The organism is Marinomonas sp. (assembly GCF_965225885.1).
In the GTDB taxonomy this organism is placed as follows: Bacteria; Pseudomonadota; Gammaproteobacteria; order Pseudomonadales; family Marinomonadaceae; genus Marinomonas.
In genome coordinates this window covers 3,804,520-3,821,852 of the sequence record NZ_OZ245329.1, presented here as the reverse complement: position 1 = coordinate 3,821,852, position 17,333 = coordinate 3,804,520, and the positions used below count along the sequence as shown (strand labels likewise).

Below are 17,333 nucleotides of genomic sequence, written 5' to 3'. Positions count from 1 at the left end.
CCTTGTAAAACTTCATTCTCTGCTTCTTTTCTTATCATTATTTGCCTTTCAAGTATCCGTGTCGTTTCACTGTCATTTCTGTGTAATGTTTTATCAGTAGATTGAATTTCAGCTTCCTTTTGCAGGGGGAGGCATTCTATTCAACCTTCTGGTTAAACACGTTGCTAAGGATCGAGTAACTAAGCGACTAATATTTTATAAAAAATAGGGCAGTGTTATGAATATTAAAAACAATGTAAAACTAGGCTTTGATGAGTTAGATGAATTGGTTCGTCCAGCACCTGAAGTGGTAGAGTTCGAAGAAGTTGCAAATAAAATGGTGTCTCGCCGTGGCTTTTTAGGTGGTGGTGCGGCAGTGGGTGCCGGCGCTTTTGTCATGGGGTCGACGACCTTGGCTGCGGGTAACGCATTAGCTGCTGGAACGACAGAATCTCGCCTTGCATTCAGTATGGTAAAAGCCAATTCATTGGATACTGTGACAGTACCAGAAGGTTACAAATGGGAAGTCGTTGCTTCTTGGGGGGATCCATTGTTTAGCAACGCTCCAGCTTTTGATGCTGTTACTGGTGGCACAGGGTCTTCTCAAGAATTAGCATTTGGCGATCACAATGACGGCATGGCTTTCTTCTCTAAAGATGGCAAACAAATCATGGCCATCAATAACGAATACACCAATGAAAAAACACTTCACGCTAATCGTGCTGATGGCATGCCTGCAACCGCTGATGACGTTCGTAAGAATAAAGCGGCTCACGGCGTATCCATTATTGAAGTCGCTCAACGTGGTGGTAAATGGGGCATTGTTCAAGATTCTCCTTATAATCGCCGTATTACAGCTGATACGGAAATGGATATTACTGGTCCAGCACGTGGCCACAAATGGTTACAAACATCAGAAGATCCTAAAGGTTTGGTAGCAAAAGGGACTTGGAATAACTGCGGCAACGGGCAAACGCCATGGGGCACGTATTTAACCTGTGAAGAAAATTTTAATGGTTACTTCACTGCTGGTGATAAGAACTACAAAATGCCAGAGGCCTTTCAACGTTATGGCATGAGTACAGAAGGCCGTTACAACTGGGCATTGTCAGATGATCGTTTTAATTTGACAAAGGAGCCAAATGAGCCAAATCGCTTTGGTTATATTGTTGAAATAGATCCTTTGGATCCAACTGCTCGTCCGAAAAAGCGTACTGCTCTTGGTCGTTTTAAACATGAAAACGCAGAGCTGACGATAGCTGCTAATGGTCATGTTGTCGTTTACCTTGGTGATGATGAGCGCGGTGAATTTTTATATCGCTTCATTTCTAAGCATAAATATTTAGCGGGTGGGAACAACCGTGACTTGTTGGAAGAAGGTACTTTGTACGTTGCTAAGTTTCATGATAACAACCGCGGTGAATGGCTGGCATTGACGCCTAAAACCACAGGTATGACTGAAGCTGAGATTTCTATTCATACTCGTATGGCCGCCTCTAAAGTGGGTGCTACTACCATGGACCGTCCAGAGTGGGTTGCTGCTCATCCTCATAAAGCGGAAGTGTATTGCTCGCTAACGAACAACAAAAATCGTGGCGTTAAACCAAATGCAGGTGGCGATGCAACGCCTGCTGGTGGTCCAAACCCTCGTGTGAAAAACAATTTTGGTCAAATCGTGCGTTGGATGCCAATGGACTCGGATCATACTCACAATGAGTTCAAATGGGACTTATTTGTTTTGGCGGGTAATCCTGCTGTTTATGACGATGCCAATGCGGGTTCTAAAAACGTCAATCAAGACAATATGTTTAACTCGCCAGACGGCTTGAAATTCGACTCTAAAGGCTTGTTATGGATTCAAACTGACGGTAATTACTCAAACGCAAAAGACTTCCAGGGCCAAGGTAATAACCAGATGTTAGTGGGTGATCCTGAAACAGGTGAGATTCGTCGTTTCTTAGTAGGGCCAAAAGAATCTGAGATTACTGGTTCTGCTTGGAATGCTAGTAGAACCACTATGTTCATTGGTGTTCAGCATCCTGGCGAAGAGGGGAATTCTCATTGGCCTGATGGTGGACAGTCTGTACCTCGCTCTAGTGTGATTGCTATTTCTCGTGAAGACGGTGCAGTGATAGGTTAACAATCATCTCCCTTATTAATATTTCAGCCCATCTAAAGCCAGTATGACATTCATACTGGCTTTTTTTGTCTACACTTAGAGGAGATTTTATTCTTTGTGTTTCATACCGTTTTAACTTATGACTTATATCATAGGAGACATAAATAATTCTTATATCGCCTTGTTTCATATTGAATAAAATGTCAGTCTTGCTAATGTGCATGATAGATGCAATTAATTAGATTTTTTGTTTGATGGAGAAGATGTTATTTCTAGTCTCTTTTTTGATTTTTACGAGTATGGATGCTGTGAAGATAATACGGCAGCGGGATATAAAAATTTAAGTGAGTAAAAATGGGTGTCGTATTTTCCAAATCATTATTTACTAAACAAGCCATTTTAACCTTAGCGCTTGCTGTTGTTTTAAGTTTAATCAGCAGTGGTATTCAATTCGTTGATGGAGTGCGATCTCAAAAGGCAGAAATAAACCAAAATTTCGAAGTACTACTCACCTTAGTTGAAAAGCCGTTGGCAGAAGCTGTTTTTCGCTTGGATACCGCTTTTGCTCAACAACAAATTGATAGCTTGCTCTTTAATCCATCCATTGCCCATATAGAAGTTCGTGATGAGTCGGGTGAAGTATTTGTACAAGCAACCTCAACCAAGCAGCATTTTTCGGTATCTGATTCATTAGCGAATTACTTTCTATCTGATTTGAAGGATTATGAACGAGAATTACGTTTAGAGATGCCTGTGTTTCAAGCGGGTCATCTGTTTATATTGCCTGAAAAACATTATTTACTTGAGAGAATATTTAAAGAACATCTTTCCAGTCTGATTTATAACCTCTTCAAAGACGTGTTACTTGCCTCTTTGATTTCTCTTGTTTTCTACTTTCTTGTGATGCGCCCCTTAATGCGTTTGACCCAATCCTTATCTACTATTGGGTATAACAAGGATTTGCCTTTACCTAAGTCATTTTATCGACATCACAAGTCGGATGAGCTAGGGCACTTACATTCTACTTTTGCGGTATTGTGGAAGAAGTTAAATGCAGCGTTGAGTGATTTAGAGCGTAGTGATAGCCATACAAAGGCCATGATAGAGCACGCCGCTGACGGTATTTTGTTGTTGGATGAGGACAATAAAATTACCTTAGTTAATAAAGCCGCAGAGCACATGTTGAAGATGAAAAGTGAAGATCTTCAAAGCAAGCCGCTTGATATGTTACATACTTCTACTTCTTGGTCTGAATTTTCCAATATATTAGATTCACTTAAAGTAAGCGAGTCTTCTACTGTCGAAACGGTTTATCAGATTAGTAATGTTGAATTGCCTGTAGAGATACGTTTGGCAAAATACAAAGTGCTCGACAGAATTGAAACCTTACTGCTGATCCGCGATGTATCCGAACGAAAAGAAACAGAAGCACACATCCATCATTTGGCTTATTACGACTCTGTAACCAATCTACCAAATCGACAATATTTGGCTGATAAACTTCACGAAGCGTTAAAGTGTAAGAAGCAGAATACTATTTCCAGCTACTCTGCTGTGGTGTTTATGGATCTTGATAGGTTCAAAACCATTAATGACTCATTGGGACATAATATTGGCGATCAATTGCTTTGTTGTGTTGCGACAGAGTTGTCTTCGCTTACTGGTGACAATATTGTTTTTGCAAGAATGGGCGGTGACGAATTTGCCTTCCTATTGACTCATATGGGTGACAATAAAGATAAGGTTGAAAAAGCGATTAGTGGTTTTGCCGAGAGCATTATGTACGCTTGCCAGCAAGTCAAAAAAGCGGGTCATCATGAAGTTCATATTACCGCGAGCCTAGGAGCCACCATTTTTGATGGTGATGAAGGTTCAGCTGAAGCCATTTTAAAGCAGGCCGATACTGCTTTGTATCGCGCAAAAGAATTTGGACGTAATACCTTTGCCTTATATAAATCAGAGATGCAGGCGGTTTCAGATGCTCGCCTTGAGATGGAAAAAGCGCTTCATCATGCGACGGAGTTTAAATTGTTTGAGTTGTATTATCAGCCTCAGACCAATGATAAAAATGAATTAATTGGCGCTGAAGCACTTATTCGTTGGAAAGATGAGAAAAAAGGCTTTATTTCACCCGCTGAATTTATTCCTGTCGCAGAAGAAATTGGCTTAATTGTCGAAATTGGTCATTGGGTTTTAAATGAAGCTTTGTCACAAGTTGCGACTTGGCTGAAAGAGGGTAAGTGGCAGCTATCTTGGCGCATGTCTATTAATGTCAGTCCTATTCAGTTTCAACAAGCAGGCTTTTTGCCTATGTTGAAAGCACAGTTAGAAAAACATGATGTGCCAGCCAACTGTGTCGATCTTGAGATCACAGAGAACATGCTACTGAACGATCTTTCGTCTTGTTTGGAAAAAATGAATGCGATTAAAATGTTAGGTGTGCATCTTTCTATCGATGATTTTGGGACCGGCTATTCCTCTCTTAAATATTTAAAATCTTTACCGATTGATAGGCTGAAAATAGATCAATCTTTTGTACGAGATTTGCTTACAGACAAAAGCGATGAAGCGATTGTTCATGCTGTTATTGCTATGGCAAAAGCCCTTAATATTAGTGTTCTTGCCGAAGGTGTAGAAACCTTACCTCATTATGATCGATTGCGTGAGATAGATTGCTTCTACTATCAGGGCTACTATTTCGGACATCCTGTGCCACCGAACGAATTTATTACTGCATTTGTTCATGATTCGCCCACACCGAAGCCTTCTTTATAGCGTAATATTAAAAATCAATTTACCTATCATTATTTCTTGTTAAGGGTTAAGTATGGATTTTTTGTCTTCATTAGCGACATTGACCATTCATTGGGGCGCGTTGCTATTTGTCTTTTTACTGTTTTTGGCTCTTGTTTCTGTGGTGGTGATGTACTGGGTTGATACTCATCAAACTACTCATACTATTAGACGAAATTATCCTGTAGTGGGGCGTTTTCGCTACCTCTTTGAACATCTAGGTGAGTTTTTTCGCCAGTATTTTTTTGCAATGGATAGGGAAGAACGTCCGTTTGATCGTGCTGAGCGTTCTTGGGCGTACCGAGCCGCTAAAAAAGTTGATACAACGATTGCCTTTGGTTCAACTCGCTCTTTGGAAGCGCCGGGTGACATTTTCTTTTTGAACTGTGCTTTCCCGACCTTAGATGAAGATGCCGCTCAGCCTAAAGAAGTGTGCATTGGTGAATACACCGCAAAGAAACCTTATCGCACTCGATCTGTGGTGAATATTTCTGGTATGAGCTTTGGGGTTTTGTCTAAACCTGCAGTACAAGCTTTGTCAAAAGGTGCTCGTAAAGCGGGCATCTGGATGAATACTGGAGAGGGTGGGTTATCGCCTTATCACCTTGAAGGGGGTTGTGATCTGGTATTCCAAATTGGCACAGCCAAATATGGCGTACGAAATTTAGAAGGCCATCTGGACGATACAAAGCTGGTCAGTTTGGCGGAACATGAAAATGTGCGCATGTTCGAGATTAAAATGAGCCAAGGTGCCAAGCCTGGTAAAGGCGGTATGTTACCCGGAGCAAAAGTGACCGAAGAAATTGCTCACACTCGTGGGATAGCCGTCGGTCAAGACTCTATCAGCCCGAATGGTCATACCGATATTAAATCCATCGATGACTTGTTAAATATGGTTCACCACATTCGTCAAGTCACCTCGAAACCGGTCGGTTTTAAAATGGTGGTTGGGGATTTGAAATTCTTTGAGACTCTTTGTGAGTTGGTGCATAAAAAGGGTATAGATTATTGCCCTGACTTTATCACCATTGATAGTTCTGATGGCGGTACAGGTGCGGCACCACAACCTTTGATGGATTATGTCGGTATGCATTTGCGTGAAAGCTTGCCGATGGTGGTAAATATCATCACATCTTATGGATTGCGTCGTTATATTAAGATTATTTCATCAGGAAAATTAATTGTACCCGGTAAAGCGGCTTGGGCCTTGAGTGCCGGGGCAGATTTTGTTGTGACAGCTCGAGGTTTCTTATTCTCCCTTGGCTGCATTCAAGCGCTGCAATGCAATAAAAATACCTGTCCTACTGGTATTACGACGCATAATCTTGATTTACAGAAAGGCTTAGTCGCGGCTGAAAAATCTGAACGAGTTGCCAACTACGCCGCAGAGCTTTTGCACGGTATTGGCATGATTGCCCATTCTTGCGGTGTAACAGAACCTAGGGAGCTAAACCGCTCTCATGTTCGAATCATTGAAAATCAAAGCCGTTCTGTATTGTTTTCAGAAGCTAATCCAATGCCGAATGTACGGCCAGAATATATTAATATGGCAGCTATTCAAGAAAACGCCGCGCCTGCGGAAGATAGGTTACAGTAAGTAATTTCTTTGTTCTGGTCTTAATAAAATTGGGGTGGCGCTTTACAAGCGTCCTCCCATTATTTGATCTGCTTTGTGTAATATTAAAAAGTCTGCTTAGAAGAGGTGTTAGCGTAGCTTTTCTACCAATGTTTCTTTGATGTTATTTAATGATGTAACAACGCTGGCAGCGTCCATTTCAACCGCGACTCTTGGCATACCGTACACCACACACGAAGCTTCATCCTGTACGACGGTAAACCCATCTGCATCTTTGATTTTCTTTAACCCTCGCGCGCCATCTTTACCCATCCCTGTTAATAAAGTGGCAAACGCATGACGGCCAATTTCATCTGCTACTGACTTGAATAACACGTCGACGGAAGGGCGATGACCAGATACCTTTTCTGCCCTAAATACGTCTGTGTAGAGTTGATCATTCGAGCGTACGACTTTCATGTGAAAGTCTCCGGGGGCAAGATAGGCAACACCTGGACGAACAAGTTCTCCTCCTTGGGCTTCTACAACGGTGAAATCTGTCGTTCTATCTAATCGACTGGCAAAGGTAGAGGTAAAGCCAGCCGGCATGTGCTGGACAATAAGAAGGGCAAAATTAGCGCTAGGTAGTTTGCTGAGCAAATAGTTAATGGCTTCGGTTCCTCCGGTGGATGCACCTATAGCTAATACTCTGTTTGTTGAAAATGACTCGGCTCTAACGGGTTCTATATTTGTTGATTGGTGATTGATACCTGTTGAAATGTTACATGCCGCGGCCATTCGAATTTTTTTTATGACCATTTTGCTATAACGCAGGAACATTTCTTTTTGATTTATTTGGGGTTTGGCAATGTAGTCTACAGCCCCCAATTCCAATGCTTGAAGTGTGGTGTCAGCATTGGCTTTGGTGAGTGTAGATATCATCACCACAGGAGTGGGTTTTACCTTCATTAATACTTCAAGAAAGCGCAACCCACTTACTTTGGGCATTTCTACATCCAGAGTAATGACATCAGGGGAGAGGTCATTCACCATTTGCTTTGCTTCAAAGGCATCTTTTGCCGTGCCAACAACTTCTATGTCAGGATCTGATTCTATGACTTCGCGCAGAACTGTTTGGATAGAAATAGAATCATCGACAATAAGCACTTTAATTTTTTTAGGCTGCATAGTGTTCCATAAAAGGATTAAAACAAATCAACATCGCCCGAGTCGTTATCTTTACCGACAGAAGATATCGCTTTTCTATAACGTAATTCACAGTTAATGGCTTCAGTATCATGATGTTGACGTAATTTTTTCATCATCACTCGGCCAGTAGAAGGAAAAAAGTTAACGCGTCTTGGATAAATATCTAGCAAGTCTGAGGACTCAACAGAAATGCCTTCATTTTGTAAGTAAGATTGAATGAAATCGACGTTCTTTTTGCCGATGTTATGAGTTGTCATACCTTTGATAACACTGCCACCACCGAAAACCTTGGCTTTAAAGTGCTCCCTGCGAGCTCCTAACTTGATAAGATGGTTAATTAATAATTCCATTGCATAGACGCCATAACGCCCTGCAGAAGACAGCAGGTCGTTTGCATCTCCGCCGTCTGGTAGCAGAAAATGGTTCATGCCACCTACTTTCGCAGTATTGTCATACAAGCATACAGAGACACATGATCCTAATAACGTGGTAATCATGACGTCATCTTTGGTTGCATAGTATTCTCCCGGCAGTACTTTTACTGACATGATATCAAATGTATTGTCGAAGAATTGTCGTGTCGAAAAGTGCTCAATTACTGATTCTTTTAATGCCATAATTCAACCTTACAACTTAATGTATGCTGTTCGACCAATGGGTTTTATTAGATGAGAAAAATGAGAGAAATTCTCAGAATGCCCTGCAATATAAAGCCCACCTGGTCGAAGTTTGGCTAATAACCGAGTTAATATTTTTGCTTGCGTATCTTTATCAAAATAAATCATTACATTACGACAAAAAATTACGTCTAAATTCGGTTCTATGGGAATGCTTTCGTCTAGCAAATTAATGCGGATAAATTCGATCATGTCTCGTAGCTGAGGTACGACTTTAGCTAAACCCACATTACTGCCTTTGCCTTTTACGAAAAAGCTTTTTTTATCTGGAAGTGCTTCCACTTTTTCTATGGGATACGTTCCTTTATTCGCGGCTTCTAAAACTTTACTATCGATATCTGAGGCAATAATTTGAACATCATGATCGAACTTGCCATAGGCTTTCACTAGGCTCATGGCGATCGAGTAGGGCTCTTCCCCTGTGCTTGATGCTGCGCACCAGATCCTTTTCACTGATTCTCCCTGATTTATGTATTGCGCCAAAATACTAAAGTGATGTGGCTCTCTATAGAAAGAAGTTAGGTTTGTTGTTAAAGCATTGATAAAGTTTTCTTGTTCATCAAGATTGTCTTCTAAATACTTTAAATACTCTTTGGTGCTTTTTAGTCCCAGCTTACGAATTCTTGGGGTTAGGCGGCTGTATACTAACGATTCTTTTGAATCGGCGAGATTTATCCCTGTCAGGCCGACAAGAATAGATCGCACCTTATTAAAATCGCTTTGTGTGAATCCAAATTCCCTTTCCATACGATTTAGAACTCCTCCCAACCATCATCTTCATCCTCAAGCTGAGGTTTTGGTAATGGCTTAGGTTTTTGTGCTGGAGTGGATGCAAAAGGTAATTTTTTTACCGCAGGGGATTTAGACGATGTTGGTTTTTTCTCGATATGGGCTATTTGTTTAGTGTTATGAGATTGATGACCTTCACTAAGTTGAAACTGGTTAACATTACTGGTTAATTGATCTGCTTGGCTTAATAGGCTTTCAGAGGCAGCGGCGGCTTCTTCTACAAGTGCTGCGTTTTGTTGAGTCATTTCATCCATTTGGCTCACGGCTTTGCCTATTTCATCCAGTCCAGATGATTGTTCAGCTGACGCACTGGCGATCTCCGCCATAATGTCATTCACCTGTTTTATGGCAGAAACCACTTCCCGCATAGTATTGCCTGACTTATTAACCAGGTCATTACCATTGTTTATTTTAGTGGCAGATTCAGAGATGAGATCTTTAATGTCTTTTGCGGCATTGGCTGAGCGTTGCGCTAAGGTTCTTACTTCTGATGCGACAACAGCAAAGCCTCGTCCTTGTTCACCGGCTCGTGCGGCCTCAACGGCAGCATTAAGTGCTAGGATATTGGTTTGGAAAGCAATGCCATCGATCATACCAATAATGTCGGCAATTTTTTGAGAAGACTCATTAATCGATGCCATGGTTTTCACAACATCTTCGATTAAGTGACCGCCATCTATTGCTACTGTCACAGCATTCGAAGCCAGAGTGTTCGCTTGCTTGGCACTGTCGGCATTTTGGCGGACGGTGCCCGTTAATTCTTCCATGCTAGACGCGGTTTCTTCTAAGCTAGATGCTTGCTGTTCAGTCCGGTTAGAAAGGTCTGTATTACCGTTAGATATTTCACGGGCGCCGGTATACACGGCATCCGATGCATTTTTAATATTGATGATGATGTCTGTCATAGTATCAAGCAGGGAATTTACTCCTTGTGAGATACTGAGCATCATGTCGGATTTATCTTCAGTCGCCACTCGCTGTGTTAGATCATTATTAACGGCTGCATCAATGGCTGCGTTGACTTGGCTCACTGTAAGTTGAAGCTGCTGTTCGGCTTCTACTTCAGCAGTAATATCCGTTGCAAATTTCACAACTTTATAAGGAATACCACTTGGGTCTCGGATAGGGCTATAGTTGGCCTGAATCCAAACTACCTTACCGTTTTTATGCATACGTGGAAAACGTCCGATAAAATGCTCACCTTTAGCTAGGCTGCGCCAGAAATTACGATATTCTTCGGACTTTTTGTATTCAGAATCGACAAACAGACTGTGGTGTTTGCCTTGGACTTCACTAAGCGTATAACCTAGTGTGTTCAAAAAGTTATCATTGGCGTCCAGAATGGTGCCATCCAATTCAAAAGATATGACGGCTTGAGATTTAGAGATAGCATCTAGTTGGCTCTCATAGTCGGAATTTTGTTGTTTCTTCTCGGTGATATCCGTCGCAAACTTAACCACTTTAAAGGGCTTGTTATTGGCGTCAAAAATAGGGTTGTAGCTTGCTTCTATCCAGATCGGCTCTCCTTCTTTTGTGAAGCGACAGAATTCGCCTCGTTGAAACTCACCTGCACCCAGTTTTGCCCAAAACTCTTTGTATTCTCGGCTATTACGGTATTTGTTATCTACGAAAATGTTATGGTGTTTGCCCTGAACTTCTTCTAAAGAGTAACCAAGCGCATTAAGAAAATTGTCATTGGCAATTAAAATATTGCCATGTAAGTCAAATTCTATAATGGCTTGAGAACGTGTTAAGGCATCTAACTGACCTTGAGCATTTACCCAATCGTCTTTGGCAATAATCACTTGATTATCATCTAATCGCTTTGAAAACAGGCTTTTTAACATGGCAATAACCCTTCCTATGAATCTTGTTTACTTTGAAGCCTTGAAGGCCAACTGTGAATAATGTTTATCCTTATGCGCTCTCGAATACGCCTATCTCATCACTGGATATGAGTTCTTCAATATCGACGATGATGACCATTTGATCCTCCAAAGCAGCAAGTCCATGGAGATAACGGCTGTCGAAAGCCACACCAAATTCAGGTGCTGGTTTAATTTCATCGGCTTCTAGGTTCATTACATCTGAAACACCATCGACCACAATTCCTACAACACGATCACGCACGTTTAGCATAATCACGATGGTCCATTCGTTATAAGTCGCTTCGCCTATATCGAATTTAATTCGTAAATCAACAATCGGCACAATATCGCCACGCAGGTTAATAACGCCTTTAATATAACTAGGTGCGTTGGCAATTTTTGTTGCTGGTTCGTAACCACGAATTTCTTTCACTGTCATAATATCAAGCGCGTAGGTTTCATCGCCTAATACAAATGTTAAGAATTCTTTTGCAGGCATTGAAGACGTGTTCCCCTGCTGAAGTATTGCCATAATAAATGCCTCTTATAAGTCCGATTTAATGAATTGTGTTATTGAGTCGACATCTAATATCAACGCCACACTTCCATCTCCCATTATGGTCGCGCCTGCAATTCCTTCTACTCGGCGGTAATGTCGTTCTAGGTTTTTAATTACGACTTGTTGCTGACCTAATAGGGAATCGATAACCAAACCAAATCTCTGTTTTGACGTTTCAACTAGAACAACAATACCTGTTTCCATATTGGTTGCTGTTGTGCTTCCTCCTAATGTTTTTCCAATATCAATAAGAGGCCAATATTCGTCACGAACCCAAAGTAATTCTCTTCCTTTAATACGCTTTATCTGTTCAGCAACCGGCTGAATGCTCTCAACAATACTGACGAGAGGAATGATAAATACCTGATCTGAAGCTTCGACTGTCATACCATCAAGGATGGCCAATGTCAGAGGCAAGCTGATGGTAAAAACAGTTCCCATGCCTGCCGTTGAGCTAATATTGATACGTCCGCCTAAAGACTCGATATTTCGACGTACTACGTCCATTCCAACGCCTCGACCAGAGACATCGGTGACTTCTGCTGCGGTGGAAAAGCCAGCTTCAAATATCAGCTGCCAAACGGCGCTATCTGTTAAAGGTTCTGGTAAAGAGATTTCTTTTTCTAATGCCTTTTCGATGATTCGATCACGATTTAGACCAGCGCCATCGTCCGTTATGGTAATAACAATTTCGCCACCTTTCTGGGCCGCTGAAAGTTTAACGATACCGGTTTCATTTTTATTGGTTTCTAAGCGTTTTGATGGCATTTCAATACCATGATCAACGCTATTTCTAATTAAATGCAGAAGAGGGTCTGAGATTTTCTCTACTAAATTTTTGTCAATTTCTGTATTTCCGCCTTCAATAACGAGATTAATTTTTTTCTCTAATTTAGTGGATAAATCTCGAACAAGCCGTGGGAAACGATTAAATACAAAAGAAATAGGCAGCATACGAACCGACATTACCGCTTCTTGAATTTCTCTGGTATTTCTTTCAAGCTCGATCAAAGCTGATTGCATTTTATCTGCGATGCTTTCTTGTACTTCGCTGCCAATTAAGTTCAGCATGGATTGAGTAATAACAAGCTCACCAACTAGGTTAACCAGCTTGTCGATTTTATTGGTTTCGACGCGAATGCTAGACGCTTCCGATTTTGTTTCGGATGCTTTGTTTGCTGTTGTCTTGGTTGCTGGTGGCTTTTGCGCTACAGGATTTGATGAACTTGTATTTTTTGGTGATGCTGATGGCTTTGTGAGAAACTCTTCATTAAAGAATCCATAGCCGATGTTGTCTCGCTGCGGTAGCTTTTCATCCGTTCCAACAGAAGCGCTTTTATTGTCGGTTTCATCTGAGTCATCGATGTTTTCGTCAAAAAAGCCAAAGCCAACATTTTCTTCATCAGGCTCTTTTTTATCAGCAAGGTCTTCGTCATCGTCATCGTCAAAAAAACCAAAGCCTTGATCTTCTTCAGTGTCAATCTCGTCATCGTCATCGTCATCGTCATCGTCATCGTCATCGTCAAAAAGTCCAAAGCCTTGGTCCTCTTCGCTTTCACCTTCGTCCTCATCAAAAAAGCCAAAACCTTGATCTTCTTCGGCTTCTAAAAGGGCGTCGACTTTTTCATCTGCCCCTGCCACTTCTTTTAATGTGGCTCCGAGTCTTTTCTTACTTGCTTCAATGATGTCCCAATCAATCTCTGTTTCTTCGCGATAGCAGCTAAGAATATTTTTAAGCACGTCCGTTGTTTCAAGCAACACTGTGATGAGATCAGTTGTTAATATCAGCTCATTATTTCGTGCAGAGTCCAGCATGTTTTCCATAACATGAGTTAACCCTGTCAAAGCTTTGAAACCAAAAATGTCGCTGCCACCTTTAATGGAGTGAGCGGCACGAAAAACACTATTAAGCTCTTCCATATCGGGCGCATCGATATCGTAGGCAAGTAATAGCGTTTCCATGGTTTCGAGGTGTTCCTGTGCTTCCTCGAAAAAAACCTCATTGTATTGACTCAAATTATCCATACTGTCTCTCAATGAATTTGCAAAATGAGGCTCTTAACGAAGCACTTTCGCAACGACTTCAAGTAGCTTTTTAGGGTCAAATGGCTTGACCATCCAACCAGTTGCTCCTGCAGCCTTGCCTTTCTGTTTCATGGTGTCCCCAGCTTCCGTTGTTAGGACAATCAGAGGGACACGAGCATAGCTAGGCATCGCACGCAGTGATTTGATCAAGGTAAGACCGTCCATATTGGGCATGTTTTGATCCGTTAGGACAAAATCAAACATTTCAGTTTTACAAAGGCTCAGTGCCGCTTGGCCATCGTTGGCTGTTTTTACAGCGTATCCAGCTCCTTTTAAGGTCATTTCCACCATTTGGCGAACAGAAGGAGAGTCATCTACGACAAGTAGTTTTTTGCTCATAATTTATCCTAGTATCGTAAGGTTGCGAGTGTTGTGTTGGTGTTTTGATCATAGGTAAAGCCATTACACAGGGTATTTATAATGTCTAAGCCTCGACCATAGGTTTGGTCATTCGAAGTGGTTATTTCTTTATCAATGTGATAGCCATTACCGGAGTCTGATACGGTTAATAAAAGCGTTTTTTGTAATGACTCCCAGCCAATTGACACCGAGACTCTTTGGTTATTATTCAGGGTATTAATAACTGCGTTTCTCTTATCTAGATAAGAAATAAAGTCGGTTTTTTTTAAGTTGGATGGGATGTTTAATATTCCGTGATCTACTGAGTTAACGATTAACTCGGTTAATACGGTAAATACACGCTGACAAAATGATTGCGAAAAACCATAACTTTCAAGTAGCTCTACTAGCTTCAAAGTGAAATGATCATTCAGCAGTGAGTCTCCAAATAGTTCAAAGGAAAATGAAAAACTTCCTTTTGGGCTTTGTTTTTCTATGGGATTGTCTGAGAGCTCTTTTCTTAATACACCTAGGTTTAAACTACACAAGGTCATGTCATCATGGCTGATGGTTAAATTTGCTTCCATGGCATGCATTCGAGTGATTGTGTAGTCTGGATCATTAGGATATTCAGCAATCATAGAATAGACATCATCAAAGCTAAGCATTTGTTCTAGATATCGTTTATTTTCAATTAAGCAGTCACTAAAAAATGAAATGTATTCGATACTATCAAGTGGAATGGTTTCAAATTTGGTACTGATATCGTTGGTCGGCAAAATACCAATGGCCATATTTTTAGCTGGGATTTTATCAATCAGCTGCTTGTTTTTATCGAAGGTAAGTACGTTTGGCATCCCGCCATTCCAGATACTAATGGCATTTTTTGATAAGCATATTTCTATTAAAATACAGGCAAAAAAACGATTACTTGGTACAGTTTGTGAGTGCTTTTCGCTTAGTTCTCTTAGAATAGCACCTGGTGATAGTCCTTTTTTAACCATGGCGTTAAAGGTCACAACCATTGGGTAAATAGTAATAGCAGCAGCCATACCATGACCTGTTGCATCGCCTAACATGATAATTAAATTGCCATTTGGCGATTTTGCCGAGATTAGAATATCGCCGCAGAATCTTCCGCTAGAAAGTGTTGTAACATTCACTCCTTCAATCGAGTGAGAATGTGTTTGTAATATGTGATCGTAGACAAAAAATGCGAGCGCTTCTTCTTGTTCTTTTTCTTGCATGACATTTAGGTAGTTTTCATTTGCTCGGAATAGGGCTTGTTCCACCTCAGACCAATCAAGAAAGCTTTGCACTTTATTTGATAAAAGCAGTGGCATAATCGGTTTCTGAATAAAGTCTTTTACACCCGCGTCAAACAAACGTGCCATGTGAGCGCTATCGTATTCTGCTGTTATCATCAGAATCGGCGCCATTGGGTAACGTTGACGAATTTGTGGAATTAATTCATCTGACATTCCATCTGGTAAATGAATATCTAATAAAAATAGTTTTATAGAGTTATCATCAAAAAACAGACGAGCTTCTTCAAGCGTCGACGTTAAGACTACTTCAATGCCCTTTAGTTGAAGTGCCTTAGACACAATCAATCGGGTTGAAGCGTTATCCTCTAATAAAAGAACTTTACTTGCCTTATTCATAGCCAAATAGCTTCTCAAAATTGGCCATGTCTAAAATATCTTTAGCGGTGCCATTTGCATTACGAATAGTGCAATGGCCAGACGATGCGCTTAATTGGCGATGTAAAAGAACCATCATGCCTAGAGCAGAAGAGTCAATATAGGAAACACGCGAAAAGTCTAATACGATTTTTTTTGTCTCTGTTAGCGCATCTTCATACTTTTTTGTGAACCAACCATGGGTGCTGAAATCGAATCTTTCTGGCATATTAATCACTATGAGTTCTGACATGTGAACCTCTCCTCCTTATTTAAAATAAATCAATGTCGCCGCTTTCAATGTTCTGCTGAGAAACAGGGTTATGTTTTTGCTGGCTACGTTGTTTGATTATTTCTAATTTATCCCTTAACACATGTTCTATATTGTCCGAAGAATCATCGTTAACAGATCTCAGTTGTTCTCCCATGAATTCCAAAACTTCAATTGTGTAGGTAATGTTTTGTCCGTTAATATCGTCAAACTGTAGGGCTCTGGTGGCATCAAATATGGCTGACTCTAATGAGTTCGCCAGACTTTCTAGTTCCAACGTGACGTTAGCATCGTCCTCAGCTTTGTGAACGATATGCTCTAAAGCGCTATTCATGGTTTTTTTAGATTCCATAATGTAGGTAACATCATGGGTCGCTAATTTCTCCATAGATTTTGTTAGATCAGAGACTTGGTCTTGGATTTTCTTTAGGCGAGATTGGATAGCCACACTAAAGCCAGATGAGCGATTTGATAGCGAACGAACCTCATCAGCCACAACCGCAAACCCTCGTCCAGCTTCACCAGCTCGGGCGGCTTCTATCGCCGCATTAAGCGCCAAAAGGTTAGTTTGATCCGCGATATCATCAATATCTTTTAAGGCTTTTGCTATCTCAGGCATCTCATCGTGAATGTCATTTACTTTTGAAAGTAGCTCCATCGACGACGCTGACATTTCAATCGTACTTTCTATAAATTTATCTAAGGTCGTCGCGGTTTGTGCTGCAAAATCGCGCATGACTTCACTGTAATATTTATTATCATCGCTATCTGTTTCTACTAGGTGATGAATGCAATTGGCTTGTTTTTCAATGAGTGAATTAGTTTCTACAAATGCATTGTTTAGTAACTCGACGGCACTTTTTTGTGTTGCTAACACATTGCCAAGATCATCGGAACATACGTTTAATAAAGGCACTAAGTCCCTGCTAAAAAGTGCTTCAGGTATAGATACATGATCAGCTGGCTGTGGTTTTATTAGCTCTTCTTCAGAATGTACTGGAGATTGAGGTTGGTCTTTTTTCGAGCGAGATAAGAAAGGTGGAATAAAACCAAAAATCGTGAGAACCCCAAGAGCTTCCCACATTAAAGATTCATAGACTAGAATCCCTGCAATAACTAACGCAAAACAATGACAAAGAAGAAATCGCAACATGTTTATCCTTAAGCTGTTTGTATCATTCAACATAATAAGTGTAGTCAATAAAATTAAATGTTCTTTAAAATAACGAATAAATTTAATACGTTAATTTTTTTGAGTATTAGTAATTACGATTTTCTTGTATATAGCTTTTTTCAAATAGATACAAATCACCATAAAAAGTGACAGAGCATTGATACAAAAAAACATTTTTAGGAATTTTCTTAACGGATAAGCAATAGCTTTGTGTACGGATGGAATGAAAATGCG

13 protein-coding genes are annotated in these 17,333 nt (G+C 40.7%); 3 read left to right on the top strand and 10 right to left on the bottom strand.

The window, feature by feature from the left end; translation table 11 throughout:
• Nucleotides 1-217: 217 nt before the first annotated feature.
• The 3 genes from ACO05V_RS18260 (at nt 218) to ACO05V_RS18250 (ending at nt 6,488) form a co-directional block, all read left to right on the top strand.
• Complete coding sequence (locus ACO05V_RS18260; RefSeq protein WP_421854894.1) at nt 218-2,119, top strand: PhoX family protein; 1,902 nt, start codon at nt 218-220, stop codon at nt 2,117-2,119.
• Nucleotides 2,120-2,452: 333 nt separating this feature from the next.
• Nucleotides 2,453-4,873, top strand: coding sequence for an EAL domain-containing protein (locus ACO05V_RS18255; protein WP_421854891.1), 2,421 nt, complete (start codon nt 2,453-2,455; stop codon nt 4,871-4,873).
• 52 nt (nt 4,874-4,925) lie between these two features.
• Nucleotides 4,926-6,488 (top strand): FMN-binding glutamate synthase family protein, encoded by a 1,563-nt coding sequence (locus ACO05V_RS18250; RefSeq protein WP_421854888.1) that lies wholly within the window; start codon nt 4,926-4,928, stop codon nt 6,486-6,488.
• A gap of 108 nt (nt 6,489-6,596) precedes the next feature.
• On the opposite strand, the gene ACO05V_RS18245 is transcribed toward ACO05V_RS18250, so the two are convergent.
• The 10 genes from ACO05V_RS18245 to ACO05V_RS18200 form a co-directional block, all read right to left on the bottom strand.
• Nucleotides 6,597-7,634, bottom strand: coding sequence for a protein-glutamate methylesterase/protein-glutamine glutaminase (locus ACO05V_RS18245; protein WP_421854885.1), 1,038 nt, complete (start codon nt 7,632-7,634; stop codon nt 6,597-6,599).
• Between the two features lie 17 nt (nt 7,635-7,651).
• Entirely contained in the window at nt 7,652-8,272 is a 621-nt protein-coding gene (gene cheD / locus ACO05V_RS18240; RefSeq protein ID WP_421854882.1) for a chemoreceptor glutamine deamidase CheD, read from the bottom strand.
• Nucleotides 8,273-8,281: 9 nt separating this feature from the next.
• On the bottom strand, nt 8,282-9,079 hold the full coding sequence (locus tag ACO05V_RS18235; RefSeq protein WP_421854879.1) for a CheR family methyltransferase: 798 nt from the start codon (nt 9,077-9,079) through the stop codon (nt 8,282-8,284).
• 5 nt (nt 9,080-9,084) lie between these two features.
• Nucleotides 9,085-10,968 (bottom strand): methyl-accepting chemotaxis protein, encoded by a 1,884-nt coding sequence (locus ACO05V_RS18230; RefSeq protein WP_421854876.1) that lies wholly within the window; start codon nt 10,966-10,968, stop codon nt 9,085-9,087.
• 70 nt (nt 10,969-11,038) lie between these two features.
• Nucleotides 11,039-11,521 (bottom strand): chemotaxis protein CheW, encoded by a 483-nt coding sequence (locus tag ACO05V_RS18225; RefSeq protein WP_421854873.1) that lies wholly within the window; start codon nt 11,519-11,521, stop codon nt 11,039-11,041.
• A gap of 12 nt (nt 11,522-11,533) precedes the next feature.
• On the bottom strand, nt 11,534-13,573 hold the full coding sequence (locus ACO05V_RS18220; protein WP_421854870.1) for a chemotaxis protein CheA: 2,040 nt from the start codon (nt 13,571-13,573) through the stop codon (nt 11,534-11,536).
• A gap of 33 nt (nt 13,574-13,606) precedes the next feature.
• Nucleotides 13,607-13,972: a response regulator gene (locus ACO05V_RS18215; RefSeq protein WP_421854867.1), complete on the bottom strand. Its 366-nt coding sequence runs from the start codon at nt 13,970-13,972 to the stop codon at nt 13,607-13,609.
• Between the two features lie 8 nt (nt 13,973-13,980).
• Nucleotides 13,981-15,636, bottom strand: a complete 1,656-nt coding sequence (locus tag ACO05V_RS18210) for a SpoIIE family protein phosphatase (RefSeq protein ID WP_421854864.1) — start codon at nt 15,634-15,636, stop codon at nt 13,981-13,983.
• A complete protein-coding gene (locus tag ACO05V_RS18205) occupies nt 15,629-15,907 on the bottom strand; it encodes an STAS domain-containing protein (protein ID WP_421854861.1) in 279 nt (92 codons plus the stop codon). The genes ACO05V_RS18210 and ACO05V_RS18205 overlap by 8 nt, the downstream gene beginning before the upstream one ends.
• 19 nt (nt 15,908-15,926) lie before the next feature.
• Nucleotides 15,927-17,078 carry a methyl-accepting chemotaxis protein gene (locus tag ACO05V_RS18200; RefSeq protein ID WP_421854858.1) on the bottom strand — a complete coding sequence of 384 codons (1,152 nt, stop codon included), beginning with the start codon at nt 17,076-17,078 and terminating at the stop codon, nt 15,927-15,929.
• Nucleotides 17,079-17,333: the final 255 nt, after the last annotated feature.

Excerpts from the sequence above, each read along its gene's own strand:
- ACO05V_RS18250 (WP_421854888.1), top strand. The coding sequence starts at position 4,926 with ATGGATTTTTTGTCTTCATTAGCGACATTGACCATTCATTGGGGCGCG.
- ACO05V_RS18200 (WP_421854858.1), bottom strand. The coding sequence starts at position 17,078 with ATGTTGCGATTTCTTCTTTGTCATTGTTTTGCGTTAGTTATTGCAGGG.
- ACO05V_RS18220 (WP_421854870.1), bottom strand. The coding sequence starts at position 13,573 with ATGGATAATTTGAGTCAATACAATGAGGTTTTTTTCGAGGAAGCACAG.
- ACO05V_RS18260 (WP_421854894.1), top strand. The coding sequence starts at position 218 with ATGAATATTAAAAACAATGTAAAACTAGGCTTTGATGAGTTAGATGAA.
- ACO05V_RS18230 (WP_421854876.1), bottom strand. The coding sequence starts at position 10,968 with ATGTTAAAAAGCCTGTTTTCAAAGCGATTAGATGATAATCAAGTGATT.
- ACO05V_RS18235 (WP_421854879.1), bottom strand. The coding sequence starts at position 9,079 with ATGGAAAGGGAATTTGGATTCACACAAAGCGATTTTAATAAGGTGCGA.
- ACO05V_RS18210 (WP_421854864.1), bottom strand. The coding sequence starts at position 15,636 with ATGAATAAGGCAAGTAAAGTTCTTTTATTAGAGGATAACGCTTCAACC.
- ACO05V_RS18245 (WP_421854885.1), bottom strand. The coding sequence starts at position 7,634 with ATGCAGCCTAAAAAAATTAAAGTGCTTATTGTCGATGATTCTATTTCT.
- ACO05V_RS18255 (WP_421854891.1), top strand. The coding sequence starts at position 2,453 with ATGGGTGTCGTATTTTCCAAATCATTATTTACTAAACAAGCCATTTTA.
- ACO05V_RS18225 (WP_421854873.1), bottom strand. The coding sequence starts at position 11,521 with ATGGCAATACTTCAGCAGGGGAACACGTCTTCAATGCCTGCAAAAGAA.
- ACO05V_RS18205 (WP_421854861.1), bottom strand. The coding sequence starts at position 15,907 with ATGTCAGAACTCATAGTGATTAATATGCCAGAAAGATTCGATTTCAGC.
- ACO05V_RS18215 (WP_421854867.1), bottom strand. The coding sequence starts at position 13,972 with ATGAGCAAAAAACTACTTGTCGTAGATGACTCTCCTTCTGTTCGCCAA.
- cheD (WP_421854882.1), bottom strand. The coding sequence starts at position 8,272 with ATGGCATTAAAAGAATCAGTAATTGAGCACTTTTCGACACGACAATTC.